General features: G+C 71.4%; 13 protein-coding genes. 5 read left to right on the forward strand and 8 right to left on the reverse strand.

The features are described 5' to 3' along the window. Positions 1-11 precede the first annotated feature (11 nt). Together OG956_RS33760 and OG956_RS33765 are read right to left on the reverse strand one after the other, a co-directional pair. The gene (locus OG956_RS33760) at positions 12-965 is read right to left on the reverse strand and encodes a carbohydrate ABC transporter permease (protein WP_330341811.1); all 954 of its coding nucleotides are present in this window, start codon (positions 963-965) and stop codon (positions 12-14) included. Beyond that, the gene (locus OG956_RS33765) at positions 962-2,371 is read right to left on the reverse strand and encodes an extracellular solute-binding protein (protein WP_330341812.1); all 1,410 of its coding nucleotides are present in this window, start codon (positions 2,369-2,371) and stop codon (positions 962-964) included. Before OG956_RS33765 ends, OG956_RS33760 begins: the two co-directional genes overlap by 4 nt. A gap of 148 nt (positions 2,372-2,519) precedes the next feature. Here OG956_RS33765 and OG956_RS33770 point away from each other — a divergent pair, with 148 nt between their 5' ends. After that, positions 2,520-4,130: a glycoside hydrolase family 32 protein gene (locus OG956_RS33770; RefSeq protein WP_330343018.1), complete on the forward strand. Its 1,611-nt coding sequence runs from the start codon at positions 2,520-2,522 to the stop codon at positions 4,128-4,130. Positions 4,131-4,188: 58 nt separating this feature from the next. Further along, positions 4,189-5,163, forward strand: a complete 975-nt coding sequence (locus OG956_RS33775; protein ID WP_330341813.1) for a TauD/TfdA dioxygenase family protein — start codon at positions 4,189-4,191, stop codon at positions 5,161-5,163. A 104-nt stretch (positions 5,164-5,267) separates the two neighbouring features. Here OG956_RS33775 and OG956_RS33780 read toward each other — a convergent pair whose 3' ends face one another. Further along, positions 5,268-6,296: an LLM class flavin-dependent oxidoreductase gene (locus tag OG956_RS33780; RefSeq protein ID WP_330341814.1), complete on the reverse strand. Its 1,029-nt coding sequence runs from the start codon at positions 6,294-6,296 to the stop codon at positions 5,268-5,270. Positions 6,297-6,374: 78 nt separating this feature from the next. Continuing rightward, positions 6,375-7,877 (reverse strand): metallophosphoesterase family protein, encoded by a 1,503-nt coding sequence (locus OG956_RS33785; RefSeq protein ID WP_330341815.1) that lies wholly within the window; start codon positions 7,875-7,877, stop codon positions 6,375-6,377. 101 nt (positions 7,878-7,978) lie between these two features. Between OG956_RS33785 and OG956_RS33790 the strand changes: the two genes are divergently transcribed. Then, positions 7,979-8,266: a DUF1905 domain-containing protein gene (locus tag OG956_RS33790; RefSeq protein ID WP_330341816.1), complete on the forward strand. Its 288-nt coding sequence runs from the start codon at positions 7,979-7,981 to the stop codon at positions 8,264-8,266. Positions 8,267-8,321: 55 nt separating this feature from the next. Here the strand turns inward: OG956_RS33790 and OG956_RS33795 are convergent, their stop codons facing one another. After that, positions 8,322-8,627: a hypothetical protein gene (locus tag OG956_RS33795; RefSeq protein WP_330341817.1), complete on the reverse strand. Its 306-nt coding sequence runs from the start codon at positions 8,625-8,627 to the stop codon at positions 8,322-8,324. A gap of 154 nt (positions 8,628-8,781) precedes the next feature. Here OG956_RS33795 and OG956_RS33800 point away from each other — a divergent pair, with 154 nt between their 5' ends. Together OG956_RS33800 and OG956_RS33805 are read left to right on the forward strand one after the other, a co-directional pair. After that, entirely contained in the window at positions 8,782-8,964 is a 183-nt protein-coding gene (locus tag OG956_RS33800; protein WP_330341818.1) for a hypothetical protein, read from the forward strand. A gap of 189 nt (positions 8,965-9,153) precedes the next feature. Beyond that, positions 9,154-11,556, forward strand: coding sequence for a M4 family metallopeptidase (locus OG956_RS33805; RefSeq protein WP_330341819.1), 2,403 nt, complete (start codon positions 9,154-9,156; stop codon positions 11,554-11,556). 52 nt (positions 11,557-11,608) lie between these two features. Here OG956_RS33805 and OG956_RS33810 read toward each other — a convergent pair whose 3' ends face one another. The 3 genes from OG956_RS33810 to OG956_RS33820 form a co-directional block, all read right to left on the reverse strand. After that, the gene (locus OG956_RS33810) at positions 11,609-12,808 is read right to left on the reverse strand and encodes a glycoside hydrolase family 64 protein (RefSeq protein WP_330341820.1); all 1,200 of its coding nucleotides are present in this window, start codon (positions 12,806-12,808) and stop codon (positions 11,609-11,611) included. A gap of 173 nt (positions 12,809-12,981) precedes the next feature. Next, on the reverse strand, positions 12,982-13,737 hold the full coding sequence (locus OG956_RS33815) for a dienelactone hydrolase family protein (protein ID WP_330341821.1): 756 nt from the start codon (positions 13,735-13,737) through the stop codon (positions 12,982-12,984). A gap of 130 nt (positions 13,738-13,867) precedes the next feature. Continuing rightward, positions 13,868-14,488, reverse strand: coding sequence for an L-threonylcarbamoyladenylate synthase (locus OG956_RS33820; protein WP_330341822.1), 621 nt, complete (start codon positions 14,486-14,488; stop codon positions 13,868-13,870). Between the last annotated feature and the right edge of the window lie 80 nt (positions 14,489-14,568).

Genomic DNA, 14,568 nt, shown 5'->3' on the forward strand with positions numbered 1-14,568 from the left:
GATCACCCGGCTCACTGGTAGTGGACGAAACGCCGGCTGAGCCGGAACTGGAGGGCGGTCACCGCCGTGATCAGCACGAAGAGCAGCACGCCCACCGCGGACGCCTCGCCGAACCGGAGCTGCTCGAAGGCCTTCTCGTAGATGACCATCACGACCGTGCGGGTGGAGTCGCCGGGCCCGCCGGCGGTGAGCACGTACGGCTGCTCGAAGACCTGCAGGGCGTTGATGATGCCGACCACCGACGCCACCAGCAGGGTGGGGGAGAGCAGCGGCAGCGTGATGGCGAGGTGCTTGCGCAGCCCGGTCGCGCCGTCGAGGGCGGCCGCCTCGTGGATCTCCTTCGGGATGTTGTTCAGCCCGCCCACGAACAGCAGGAACGAGAAACCGAACTGCTGCCAGACATAGACGATGATCACCGTGGCCATCGCGCCGTGCTCGGAGGTCAGCCAGGGCACGGGGGCGGCACCGACCAGCCCGAGCAGCCAGTTGACCACTCCGAAGTCCTGGTTGAACAGGTACTTCATCACGACCGAGATGGACGCGGCCGACAGCACGAGCGGGAAGAAGAACGCCGAGCGGAACACCGAGCGCAGCCACGTGGGCATCCGGCCGTTCAGCGTCAGCGCGAGCGACAGGGCGATCAGCAGCTGCGCGGCGACCGCGAACACCATGAAGACCAGCGTGTTGCGGAAGGACACCAGCACCGTCGAATCGGTGAACACCTCGCGGTAGTTGGCCGTTCCGGCGAAACCGGGCGAGTCGATCACGTTCCAGTGGAACAGGCTCAGCACGACCGAGCCGATGATCGGCCCGACCGTGAAGACCACGATCCCGACCACCGTCGGGGCCAGGAACAGCGCCGCGAGCAGCCGCGCGCCCCGCTCACGCGCGGGGCGCCGCACGGCCGCCGCCGGCGGCGTCGCGGCCGCCCGGGTCCGCACGGCGGGAATCCGGATGTCCGTCATACGTCACGCTCCATGGCCTTCTCCAGGTCGCCCTGCATCCGCCGCAGCGCGGGCCGGACCGAGCGCGGGCTCGCCAGGGCCGTCCCGGTGTGCTTGAGCAGCACCTGGGTGACCTCCGCGACCTGCGGCGGGGCCGGGATGGGGCCGGTGTCGGGGAACTTGTCGAGGGTGTCGTAGAAGACCCGCCAGTGCGCCGGGCCGGTCTCCCGGTACCGGGCCGCCGTCAGCATCGAGCGGCGGGCCGGGGTCGTCTGGTTGGTCGAGAACAGCTCGGTCAGGGTGTCCAGACGCGCCGAGTACTTGATGAACTCCCACGCCGCGTCCTGTTTCTTCGACGTGCGCAGCAGCGCGTAGCCGGCCGCGCCGAACTGGTGCCGCTGGGTGCGCCGGCGCGGGAAGTACGTGACGTCGAAGGCGTCGTCGCGCATGCCGGCCAGATGCAGGCCGCCCGCCCAGAAGCCGCCGGCGGGCGTCACGCCCACCCGGCCCGTGGAGAACACGCCGATGAGGTTCTGGCCGTTGCCGCCCTCGGGCCGGGTGCACAGCCCGTCCTGGATCAGGCCGGCGAGATAGTCGTACGCCTCCTCGACCCGGGCGTCGGTGGCCTGCGGAGTCGTCCAGCGGAAGCCGCCCCCGCGCCCCTCGCGCTGCGCCGCCGGGTAGAAGGCGTCCCACAGCCAGCCGCCGCCGGGCGCCTTGGACTCGGCGAGCAGGTTGGTGCCGTTCGTGAACAGCCAGGGCACCACCCCGCCCCACAGCCGGTTCGTCCAGAAGTACGGCGTGAAATGGGAGTCGTTCGCCTTCTTCATCCGGCGCAGCAGGGCCGTGAAGTCGTCCCGGGTCCAGTCGTCCGCGGGCAGGTCCGCACCCGAGCGTTCCAGCACCCGGGTGTTGAGGTACATGTCGGCCGCGTTGAACTCGACCGGCAGCTGGTACAGGCTGCCCTCGTACATCATCGACTCCACCAGCGAGGGGTGGACGTCGGCGAAGTACTCCCGCAGCTCCGCCGCGTCCCGCTTCACCCAGCGGTCCAGCGGCACGCCCAGGTGCCGGGCGAACAACTGCACCCCCTCGGTGGCCACATAGACCAGGTCCGGCGCGGTGCCCGCGGCGATCTGCGTGAGGATCTTGGCGAAGAAGTCCGGCCAGTCGACGGCCTGTACGGCGTTGATCCGGACCTTGATGTCGGGGTGCAGCCTGCGGAAGCCCCGGACCAGGGTGCGGACCCCGTCCGGGGAGAACGCGGAGCCCAGGGTCGCCACGACCAGCGAGCCGTCGTCGCGGCCCGGTATGTCCGCACCGGTGAGGCGGTCCCAGCTCGCGGCGGTCCCGGCGAGGGCGGCGGCCCCCGCGCCGTAGGCGCCGTACCGCAGCAGTGCGCGACGCGAGAGTGGCGAGTCGGTCATAAGGTGCCTAACTCGTGTTAGCAACGGAGAGATGCCCCAGATGATGAAAAGCGCGTCACGCCGCTGTCAAGGTGCGGGAACACTTGACCTTTAACGAGTTAGGTCCCACAGTCCTGGTGCCATGAACCGTCGCGAGAGCACCCGTGCGATGCGCGGGCCGACCAGACGAGCCCTGTTCGCCGCGGCCGCGGCCGGAACCGGCGCGGCCCTGCTGCCGCCGGCGCCCGCCGATGCGCAGCCGAAGGCGGGGCCCATCGGCCCGCGGCCGAAGGCGGGTACCGCCGACGCGCCGCCGAGGGCGGTGCCCAAGTCGCCGCGCGGCTGTGTGAGTTACCGGGCCGACTACCACTTCACCGTCCCCGGACAGTGGAAGAACGACCCCCAGCGCCCGATCTGGGTCGACGGCGAGTACCACTACTACTACCTCTACAACGCCGACTACCTCGCCGGCGAGGTGGGCACCGCCTGGCGGCTGGCCACCAGCACCGACCTGGTCACCTTCACCGACCGGGGGATCGCCATCCCGAAGGACACCACCGTCAACGGCGACGTCTGGTCCGGTTCCGCGGTGGTCGACGGCGGCAACACGGCCGGGTTCGGCGCGGGCGCGGTGATCGCCGTCGTCACGATGTCACCGGGAGGCGGCACCGACCACCAGGAGCAGTTCCTGTACTACTCCACGGACGGCGGCCGTACCTTCACCCCCCACGGCACCGCCCCGGTCCTTGCCAGTCCGGGCGCCGGAGCCGACTTCCGCGACCCCAAGGTGATCCGGGACGAGGACCACGACCGGTGGGTGATGGCTCTCGCGGAACGGAACAAGATCGGCTTCTACCACTCCGCCGACCTCAGGTCCTGGACGTACGCCGGCGGCTTCGTCAAGGACGGCCTCGGTGTCCTCGAGTGCCCCGACCTGTTCCGGATGACCGCCGACGACGGTACGGCGAAGTGGGTGCTGGGCGCGAGCGCGGACGGCACGGGCACCGGACAGCCGAACACCTACGCCTACTGGACCGGCTCCTTCGACGGCAGTTCCTTCACCCCCGACGCACCGGACCCGCAGTGGCTCGACCACGGATGGGACTGGTACGCGGCGGTGACCTTCGAGAAGCGGCGCCCGGACGGATCACCGGACCCGGCCGCGCGCTACGCCCTCGGCTGGCTCAACAACTGGGCGTACGCCCAGACCACGCCCACCATCGACGCGGACGGATTCAACGGCACGGACTCCGTCGTCCGCGAGATCACCCTCAAGAAGTCCGCCGGCGGCTACTACCTGGCCTCCCGGCCGGTGCCCGCGCTGGACTCCTACGTCTCCCGCACGACCGGCCTCGGCGACCTGACCGTCGACGGCACCCGCCTGCTGGACTACACCGGCGTCTGCTACGAACTGACCACCGAGATCACCTGGACCGAACTCACCGGCGCGGGAGTCCAGTTGCGCCGCTCACCGGACGGCGCGCGGCACATCGACGCCGGGGTCTGGAACGACTACGCCTTCCTCAACCGGCGTGGCACCGTGGGTCCCGACGCCGGCGGCAGCCGGCAGGAGAGCCGCAGCCCCTTCGACCCGGGCGCAGGCCGGGTGCGGCTGCGCATCCTGGTGGACCGCACCAGCGTCGAGATGTTCGTGGACGACGGCCGGTACGTGCACTCCAGCGAGGTCTTCCCCTATCTGGTGGACGACCGGCTGGCGCTCTTCGCGGCCGGCGGCACGGCGGTGTTCCGGGACACGGTCGTCCGGGAGTTCGCGGTGTGAGGGGCCGCAGTGCCACGATCAAGGGGTGGAGCCGGTTCGGACGAGCATCGGAGCGCGCATGACGACGCACAGGGCCACGGCGGATCAGGGCGACCGGGTCGAGGGCGTGGAGGTGAGGCCGGTCGCCGGACACATCGGGGCCGAGGTCACCGGAGTCGACCTCGCCGGGCCGCTGGACGACGCCGTCGTGGCCCTGATCCGCTGGGCCGTGCTGCGCTGGAAGGTGGTGTTCTTCCGGGGGCAGGACCTCGGCCACGCCGCGCACGTCGCCTTCGCCCGCCGCTTCGGCGAGCCCGTCGTCCTCGCGCGCCGGGGCAGTGCCTCACCGGCGGACTTCCCCGAGGTGGAGACCACCGCGGACCGGCTGGAACTGGGCGGCCGGTTCGGCATGGAGCACGAGGAGTGGCTGCACCGCCGCCGGCACACCCTGCTGCGCGGCTGGCACTGCGACCACGGCGCCCGCATCGACCCGCCGGCCGCCACCATCCTGCGCGCCGAGACCGTGCCGCCCTACGGCGGCGACACCACCTGGGCCAACCTGGCCGCCGCCTACGCCGGGCTCTCGGCGCCGGTGCGGGCCTTCGCGGACGGGCTGCGCGCCGAGCACCGGCTCGGCGTGGGCTATCAGCCCCGGCCCGGCGACGACGCCTACGTCCGTCATCTCCTCGACCACCAGGTGGCCTCGGTGCACCCGCTGGTCCGGGTGCACCCGGAGACGGGGGAGCGGGTGCTGTTCGTCAACGGCTACTACCTGGAGCAGATCACCGGCGTCTCCCGCCCGGAGAGCGCCGCCCTGGTGGAGATGCTGCTGGAGCAGGCGGTGCGCCCGGAGTACACCGTCCGCTTCCGCTGGGAACCGGGCAGCGTCGCCTTCTGGGACAACCGGGCCACCATCCACCTCGCCCCCGGCGACACCGCCCACCTGGACGCTCCCCGGATCATGCACCGGGTGATGCTCACCGGCGACGTGCCGGTGGGCGTGGACGGCAGGCCGTCGGAGCCACTGGCGGGGCCGGAGCCGGGCCGCTGGTGAGACGGGCGGGGCGGCATCTGCGTGGGGCGCCGCCGAAGTGGGTGCTCGTGGCGTGCGGCGGGGGCAGCCGAGGTGTGCGCCGGCGGCATCTGCCGGGGCGGTGCTCAGCCCCGCGGCTGCCAGCCCAGCGCCGGGCCCAGTGTGGTCGCCATGTCCGTGAGGATCTGTACGTAGTCCTCGTGCTCGAAGGTGAACGGCAGCGCGAACGCCACCTCGTCCACCTCCCGGAACGCGGCGTGCGCGCGCAGCCGTTCGGCGATCTCCTCGGAGTCGCCGACCAGGTCGGGGGCGAACAGCAGCCGGCCCGGGCCCTGCGGGGCGGACGTGCGGGGCAGGCGCTTCGCCGCGTACGCCTCGTACCTGGCGCGCTGCTCGGGGCTCGCGGAGTCGGTCGGTATCACCACCAGCCCCTGCGAGACCCGGGCCGCCTCGCCGTCGGGATGGTGGTCGCGGAACTCCCTGATCAGGGACAGCTGGATCTCGGCGAAGTCCCAGGGCCCGTCCGGCTCCTCCGCCTTGACCACGCTGCTGGTCAGGAAGTTCATGCCGTGCTCGCCCGCCCAGCGCGCCGAGCCGAGGCTGCCGCCGCCGTACCACATCCGCCGGCCGAGCCCGGGGGAGTGCGGCTGGACCACGTCCGAGAACACCTCGAATCCCTGAACTCCGCTGAAATCGCTGGCGGGTTCGCCCCGCACCAGGTCCAGCAGCCGCCGCACCCGCTCGTAGGAGAAGTCCTCGGCGTCCGCGGTGTCGGGGTACAGGGCGTCCTTGACCTGCTCGAAGTGCATCGGCGGGCCCACGCTGACGCCCGGGTTCAGCCGGCCCCCGGACAGCACGTCCACCGTCGCCAGGTCCTCGGCGAGACGCAGCGGGTTCTCCCAGCCGAGCGGGATCACCGCGGTGCCCAGCTCGATACGGCGGGTGCGCTGGGAGGCGGCGGCGAGGACGGCGACCGGAGAGGAGATCCCGTACTGCAGATGGCGGTGGCGAACCCAGGCGCTGTCGAAGCCGAGCCGCTCGCCCAGCTCGATGATCTCCAGCGTGGACTCGTGGCCCCGGGCCGGATCCGCCGGGTCGAACAGGCCGATGGTGAGGAAGCCGAGCTTGCGCAGCGGCCGGGGCGTGGACGGCACGGGCTCCTCCAGCGGTCGTACGTCGGTTCCGCCTCCGATTCTGGCAGGTGAGTGTGACAACCGTGTGATCGCTTCAGCTCACCTCAGCGGGATGACGATCTCGTCCTCGACCGGCGGATCGACCTCCTGCGCCCGGTTGCCGGTCGCGGCGAAGCAGCGCAGGCGGACCGCCTCCGGGGTGACGTCCAGCCGCAGGAACGACTTGAAGAACGGGGGGCTGTAGGTGGCCGAGCCGGGCGAGAACAGCTGGGTGTAGATCTTGCGCACGGGCAGCCGGACCCGGGAGGTGCGGTCCGGGCGGCCGCCGGTGCCGAGCAGGCTCGCGACCAGCCGGGTGCGCCGGGTGATCCGGGCGTCGGGGCCCGGCGCGCGGGCCGGCTCGATGCCGAGGCGCTCGGCGACGACCGCGGTCGCCTCGGCCTCGGTGAGGGTGAAGAAGCGGCGCAGCCGCAGCCGGCGGCCGTACAGGCGGCTGTAGAAGGCCAGCGAGTCGCCGCGCAGCGGATAGCAGCGGAAGTCCCGTTCGGTGACGCCCCCGACCGACACCCGCGGGATGGTGTGGGTGGCGTGCATGAACGCCCCGCCGCCGCCCGCGACCACGTACTGGATGGTGCGGCCGTCCACGTCGACCGGGTAGCGCTGGTAGTTGTGGATGTCGCCGCCGATCGCGGCCACGTAGCGGTGCGCCGGGTCGCGGACGATGTCGTCCACGGTTCCGCCGCCCTCGATCGCGCACGGATGGCGCTCGCCGTCGACGTACAGCGGGGACCCGGTGATCAGGATCTTCGGCTTGGGGTCCCGGGAGACCTCGCGCAGCCAGGCGCCCTGTTCGGCGTCGATGGTGCCGAGCAGCCCGGTGTCGATGCCGACGATCCGCACCGGGCCGGCGTCGATCGCCCAGTACGGCCCCGGCTGCACGGCCTGTTGGCCGGGCGCCGACCGCAACTCCCGTGCGGCGGCGAGCCGTTGCTCGTCGGCCGGCCGGGGCCGGTGCCACAGCAGGGCCTGCCACCAGGCCCGGGTGAGCGGGCGCGGCCGGGACTCGGGCGGGAGCGGCCCGGTGTCACCGCAGAACACCCGCATGAAGGCGCCGAGATCCTCGTACCAGTCGTGGTTGCCCGGTATCGCGTAGATCGGGGCCGGGTAGTCCTGGTAGGGGCGGAAGAACTTGTCGCCGTAGTCGTCGGTGCTGCCCACCGGGTAGATCACGTCGCTCGCTATCACCGCGAAGTCGGTGTCCTGACTCGCCTTCAGGAAACCCGGCACGACGGCGTACTGGGAGTCGTCGCCCTCGCCGGTGTCGCCGAGGACCATGAAGGAGAAGCGGTCGCCGGACTCGCGCCGGATCACCTTGTCGGCGGGCGCCCCGGCCGCTTCCCGGCGCGCCACCCAGCGGCCGCGCGTACGGCCGGTGGGATCGCCGAACCAGGAGGCCAGCACGCCGTTGCGGGCGGCCCACAGGGTCCGCGGGCTGAGCCACGACAGCTTCTCGACGTGGTCCGGCATCAGCTGCCGGTAGGCGCCGGGCTCGGCCGAGCCCCAGCCGGCGCCCCGGGCGGTATCGCGGGAGGAGTCAGACACGCGGTGCACGGTAACAACGCGCCGCTCAGCGGCGGTTGGCGGGGGCCCGGCGTCCGGCAGCGGGCGCCGGTACGCTGGGGAGCCTTCGGAAGGGGATGCCCGTGGAACTCGCCTTCGCCGGACGGGTCGTGGAGTGGCGCGGGCCGGCGCCGTACTACTTCGTCGCCGTCCCGGACGCGGAGTCCGCCGACATCCGTGACGTGGCCGCCCTGGCCAGCTACGGCTGGGGCGTGATCCCGGTCGAGGCCAGGATCGGCGGCACCGCGTTCACCACGTCCCTCTTCCCCAAGGACGGCGCCTACCTGCTGCCGCTCAAGAGCGCCGTGCGCCGCCCGGAGGGCCTCGCACCGGGCGACGAGGTGACCGTCGCGATGACCGTACGCCTGTGAGCCCCGCGCCGGCCGCGTGTTCCAGGGCCTGCGCGGGGACCCGACGTGCACCCCGTCACCCTCCGCCCGGGTCGTACGGGGGCGACGGCCGGTTCCAGACGGCGTCGAAGCGGCCGACGATCCGCCGGAGTTCACGGGCGTTGCGGGCCGACAGGGCCCGCAAGACGGTGTCGAGCAGAGCGCGCGCCTCGAAGGGATCCTGCTCGCAGCAGTACCAGTACGGGTTGCCGCACTCGTAGTCCTCCCACAGCCGGCGCTGGGGCAGGTGGACGTACTCCCGCCAACGGCGCAGCGCGGCGCTCACATCCCCTGGACGCAGGTAGGTGCGGGTCCGCTCGAGGCGCGCGATCTCGGACAGCACCCGGGAGGGCAGCCCGTCGATGTGCGTTCTCTGACGTGTCCGGGCGCTCGGAACGTGAGCCCGGAGACGCCCCGGCCGGCTACGCGGCACAGGCCTTTCGGTTCGTCGTCATGCGGGCCATGCTGCCACGGTCCGCACAGGCCGCACGAACGGTTTGCTGTCCGACGCGCTGCTCGCCGCCGGCCGGCCCCACGAGGTGCTGCTCCTGCCCGGCGTGGGGCACCAGCCCATCGGCGCCGACGTCACCCCCGGCCTCCTGGGGCGCCAGGCGCGTTTTCTGCGCCGGCACCTGGCCGCAGGGCCGCCCCCGGTGCCGCAGCCGCGCCCGCCGGCATAGGGAAAACCCTCGAATACCTCCGCATGGCTGACATGTGCGGGACAAGCCTGTCATCCTTCCCCACGCACCGCACATCTCCGGTGCGTTCACGGATCGCGGTCCCCGCACAGCTCAGCTCGCCCGGGCAGCAGACCCGTCTGCCCGTCTGTCACCGGCCGCGACCCGGCGGCCGCAGCAGGAGGAGTACGAGTGAGACCCCACAGACGCCTTCCCCGCCAGCGGGCCACGGTCGGAGCCGCCCTGGTCTCCACCGCGGCGTTTCTCGCCATCGGCATGCAGGCCGCCCCGGCCGTCGCCAAGCCCGCCGCTCCCCACCCCGGCCCGCTGCGCACCGGCGGCCTGGAGGCGAGGCTCACCCCGGCCCAGCACCAGGCTCTGATCGACAGCGCCCAGCAGAAGACCGCCGCCACCGCCCGCACCCTCGGGCTCGGCGCGAAGGAGAAGCTGGTCGTCAAGGACGTCGTCAAGGACAACGACGGCACCCTGCACACCCGTTACGAGCGCACCTACGCGGGCCTGCCCGTGCTCGGCGGCGACCTCATCGTGCACACCCCGCCCGCCTCCCTGGCCGCGGGTACCGTGACCACCACCTTCAACAACAAGCACAAGATCCAGGTCGCCTCGACCACCGCGACCGTCAGCAGGTCGGCCGCCGAGTCCACGGCCCTGAAGACCGCCAAGGCCCTCGCCAAGAAGCCCGCCGCCGACAGCGCCCGCAAGGTGATCTGGGCCGGCGCCGGCACCCCGAAGCTCGCCTGGGAGACCGTGATCGGCGGGTTCCAGGACGACGGCACGCCCAGCAAGCTGCACGTCATCACCGACGCCACCACGGGCAAGGAGCTGTACCGGTACCAGGCGATCGAGACCGGCGTGGGCAACACCCACTACAGCGGGCAGGTCTCGCTGACGACGACGCAGTCGGGCTCGACGTACACGCTGACCGACGGCACCCGCGGCGGGCACAAGACGTACAACCTCAACCACGGCACCAGCGGCACCGGCACGCTGTTCTCGCAGAGCAGCGACACCTGGGGCGACGGCACCAACTCCAACGCCGCCACCGCGGGCGCGGACGCGCACTACGGTGCGCAGGAGACCTGGGACTTCTACAAGAACACCTTCGGCCGCTCGGGCATCCGCAACGACGGCGTCGGCGCCTACTCCCGCGTGCACTACGGCAGTTCGTACGTGAACGCGTTCTGGGACGACAGCTGCTTCTGCATGACCTACGGCGACGGCTCCGGCAACAACGACCCGCTGACCTCGCTCGACGTCGCGGGACACGAGATGAGCCACGGCGTCACCTCCAACACCGCGGGCCTGGAGTACAGCGGCGAGTCCGGCGGCCTGAACGAGGCCACCAGCGACATCTTCGGCACCGGCGTGGAGTTCTACGCCAACAACAGCTCCGACCCCGGTGACTACCTCATCGGCGAGAAGATCGACATCAACGGCGACGGCACCCCGCTGCGCTACATGGACAAGCCCAGCAAGGACGGCGGCAGCGCCGACAGCTGGTACTCCGGCGTCGGCAACCTCGACGTCCACTACTCCTCGGGCCCGGCGAACCACATGTTCTACCTGCTGTCCGAGGGCAGCGGCACCAAGGTCATCAACGGCGTGACCTACAACAGCCCGACCTCCGACGGCGTCGCCGTCACCGGCATCGGCCGGGCCGCCGCGCTGCAGATCTGGTACAAGGCGCTGACGACGTACATGACGTCCAGCACCAACTACGCGGCCGCCCGCACCGCCGCCCTGAACGCGGCAGCCGCCCTGTACGGCACCAACTCCACCCAGTACGCCGGAGTCGGCAACGCCTTCGCCGGCATCAACGTCGGCAGCCACATCACACCGCCCAGCAGCGGGGTGACGGTCACCAACCCGGGCAACCAGACCTCGACCGTCGGCACCGCCGTGAGCCTGCAGATCAAGGCGAGCAGCACCAACAGCGGAGCCCTGACCTACAGCGCCTCGGGGCTGCCGGCGGGCCTGTCGATCAACAGCTCCACCGGTCTGATCACCGGCACGCCCACCACGGCGGGCACCTCCAACACCACGGTGACGGTCAAGGACTCCACCGGCGCCACCGGCACCGCGACCTTCACCTGGACGGTCAACTCCGGTGGTGGCGGCGGCTGCACCTCGAGCCAGTTGCTGAGCAACCCCGGCTTCGAGTCCGGAGGCACCGGCTGGACCGCGACGAGCGGTGTCATCACCACCGACACCGGTGAGGCCGCCCACAGCGGCTCCTACAAGGCCTGGCTCGACGGCTACGGCACCAGCCACACCGACACGCTGTCGCAGTCGGTGACGATCCCCGCGGGCTGCAAGGCGACCCTGACCTTCTACCTGCACATCGACACCTCGGAGACCACCACCAGCAGCCAGTACGACAAGCTGACGGTGACGGCGGGTTCGAAGACTCTCGCGACCTACTCGAACCTCAACGCGGCCTCCGGCTACAGCCAGAAGACCTTCGACCTGTCCTCGCTGGCGGGCCAGACGGTCACCCTGAAGTTCAACGGCGTGGAGGACTCCTCGCTGCAGACCAGCTTCGTCGTGGACGACACCGCCCTGACGACCGGCTGAGCGACCCTTCGTCCCGCGGCCCCGCACCCGGCGGTGCGGGGCCGCGGCCCGTTCAGTTCAGCGGATCCAGTGTCAGGAACGCCTTCTGCGGGCTGCCGTCGTGGACCAGCGACTCCTGGTCGCCGACGTCGTCGAAGGCGAACGCGTAGGCCTTGCCGTCGGCCATCTGGTCGTGGACGGCACGCGCGTACTGGTTGGTCACCGCGTCCTGGTAGAAGTCGGACGGCGTGGTGTCCGGCTGGCTGGGATCGGTCAGCAGCGTGGAGCGGTTGAACCCGGCGCACAGGGTGCGTGAGATCGGGCCCCGCACCGTGTCATTGGGCGCGTCGAGCAGCTTGTGGCAGCCGAAGACGCTGTCCGCGTCCGGCTTCCGGAAGCTGGTGACGACCGCCCCCGAGCCGTCGGTGAAGTTCATGACGCCGCCCGAGACCCGGCCGTAGTACCTGGTGTTCGGCTGGTCGGCGAACGGCGTGACCGTCAGCGTCGACGTCGTGTACTTCTGCCAGACCCGGTTGATGTAGTCGTCCATGACGTTCGCGGGCAGAGCCCCGGTCTCCACTCCGTACAGCGGGGACAGGGCACGCAGCACCGTGCCGTCGGAGCGGGTCTGCACCAGCCCGGACCAGCCGCCCGGCCTGCTGCGCAGCTCCTTGAAGAAGCCGCTGTAGCCGCCGGACTTCAGATGCCCCGTGGTGCTCACACTGCCGTCGGAGCGCCGCACCCCGACCGCGTACGGCGCGGAGAACATGTCCACCTGGGTGCTGTTCAGCCACAGCCCCGAGTCGTTGAGGGTGTACTCGGACCAGTTGAACAGGATGTCCCGGTTGGGGTCGGAGGGGTTCTGCACGGCCGGCTGCACCAGGCCGCCGGTGGTCAGCCGGAAGTCGAGCTTCCGGCCGTAGGAGAAGTAGATGCGGCCGGAGAACTTCGGGATCCGGATCGTCGTGGACTGCCCGGGGGCCGGTCCGGTGATCGCCGCGTCCGGCGCGGGCGTCGGCGGGGTGCCGCCCGCAGGCCAGGCGTGGAAGGTCCCGTTCGCGTCGGCCCAGCCCTGCTGCCCGGAGGACAGCTGGGTGCCGAGGTCGTAGATGTAGACCGGCTCGGAGCGGCCCGAGTTGTTGGTGATCTGCAGGGGGATGGTGTCCGGCACCGCGGCACCGGCGGGCCCCGGGGCGCCCAGGGCGAGCACTCCGCCGGCCAGGGTCGCGGCGGCCGCTGCAGCGAGCGCCGGGCGTGAGCGTGCGTGAGTCACTCTCCTACCTCCGTGTGGGGTCGGGGTCGTACAGACACTGGTCACTGGTCCGTACCGGATTGAGAGCGCTCTCAGAGTCGTACTGGGACGCGAACATGTCAATGAGGTGAACGGGGAAGGGCCGTCTCGGGACGGCGGGCGCCGTGCCGAAGCGGCCCTTCCCCGGTCCTGCGTCAGAAGGTGCGCTCGAGCAGGCCGAGCAGCGCCGCCCAGTGCCGCTCGTCGGCCTCGCGGTCGTACGCCGGGGTGTCCGCCTGGGTGTAGCCGTGGTGGGCGCCCGGATACACCTCGCAGGTGTGCCGGACCCCGGCCTCCGTCAGCGCCTTTTCGAAACGCTCGATCTGCTCGGGCGGCAGTGACCGGTCGTTGTCGGCGTGCCCGAAGTACAGCTCGGCGGTGATCCGCGGGGCGCCGAGGTGCGGGCTGCCCGGATCGTCGGTGGCGAGCCCGCCGCCGTGGAAGCCGGCCGCCGCCGCGACCCGGTCCGGATACGCCGCCGCGGTCCACAGGGCGAGGCGGGCGCCCATGCAGTAACCGGTGAGCGCGACGGGCCCGTCGGCGACCAGCGGGCTGTCGGCCAGCCAGCGCAGATAGGCGCCCGCGTCCCGCTTCACCAGGTCGGGCGTCAGCGAGGACACGACCGGGCCGAGCCGCTCCCAGATGGTCGGATCGGCGCCCGGGTCGATGAACTCGGGCAGGTCGACGACCGGGGTCCGGCCGAGGCGGTAGAACACGTTGGGCACCAGCACGGTGTAGCCGGCGGCCGCCAGCCGGTCGGCCATCGACCTCAGATGCGGCCGCAGACCGTAGGCGTCCTGGTAGAACAGCACGCCCGGACGGGGGCGGCCGTCGGCCGGACGGGCGAGGTAGGCGTCGGCGACACCGTCCTCGGTGGTGATGTCGAGATCGGTTCCCTGGACATCGGTCATGGTGGGCAGGCCTCCGTGGGGGACATGGGGCTGGCGGCGACGGCCCTCGACGCCACGGCTGCGGGACCGTCGCCACGGCTACGATCATGCTGTCACGCAAGATCCGCACGCTCGCACCGGGTAGGCGCGCTCACTCGAAGCGGCTGGTGTCCCCCGCGCCCCAACGGACGATCTCCGCCTCGCCGCCGGAGAAGTCCACGACCGTCGTCGGCTCGGTGCCGCAGTCGCCGGAGTCGACCACCGCGTCCACCACGTGGTCGAGCCGGTCTTTGATCTCCCAGCCCTGCGTCAGCGGTTCCTCCTCGTCCGGCAGCAGCAGTGTGCTGGACAGCAGCGGCTCACCCAGCTCCGCGAGCAGCGCCTGGGTGACCACATGGTCCGGGATGCGCACGCCCACGGTCTTCTTCTTCGGATGCAGCAGCTTGCGCGGCACCTCTCGGGTGGCCGGCAGGATGAAGGTGTAGCTGCCGGGCGTGGACGCCTTCACGGCCCGGAACACGTCCTTGTCCACGTGCACGAACTGGCCCAGCTGGGCGAAGTCCCGGCACATCAGGGTGAAGTGGTGCCGGTCGTCCAGATGGCGGATGGAACGGATCCGCTCCATGCCGTCCCGGCTGCCCAGCCGGCAGCCCAGCGCGTAGCAGGAGTCGGTCGGGTATGCGATGAGCGCCTCCGAGCGCACCGCGTCGGCGATCTGGGAGATGCTGCGCGGCTGCGGGTTCTCGGGGTGCACGTCGAAGTACTTCGCCATTCACCGAGCTTATGCCGTACCGCCCACCACACGCGCCCCGCACGCGCCATCGGCGGCACCGGCCGGAGCCCCCGATGGTT

This window comes from Streptomyces sp. NBC_00557 (assembly GCF_036345995.1).
GTDB lineage: Bacteria > Actinomycetota > Actinomycetes > Streptomycetales > Streptomycetaceae > Streptomyces.

What these genes read in the sequence shown, in the direction of transcription:
- OG956_RS33760 (WP_330341811.1), bottom strand. Translation starts at nt 965, where the DNA reads ATGACGGACATCCGGATTCCCGCCGTGCGGACCCGGGCGGCCGCGACG.
- OG956_RS33765 (WP_330341812.1), bottom strand. Translation starts at nt 2,371, where the DNA reads ATGACCGACTCGCCACTCTCGCGTCGCGCACTGCTGCGGTACGGCGCC.
- OG956_RS33770 (WP_330343018.1), top strand. Translation starts at nt 2,520, where the DNA reads ATGCGCGGGCCGACCAGACGAGCCCTGTTCGCCGCGGCCGCGGCCGGA.
- OG956_RS33775 (WP_330341813.1), top strand. Translation starts at nt 4,189, where the DNA reads ATGACGACGCACAGGGCCACGGCGGATCAGGGCGACCGGGTCGAGGGC.
- OG956_RS33815 (WP_330341821.1), bottom strand. Translation starts at nt 13,737, where the DNA reads ATGACCGATGTCCAGGGAACCGATCTCGACATCACCACCGAGGACGGT.
- OG956_RS33820 (WP_330341822.1), bottom strand. Translation starts at nt 14,488, where the DNA reads ATGGCGAAGTACTTCGACGTGCACCCCGAGAACCCGCAGCCGCGCAGC.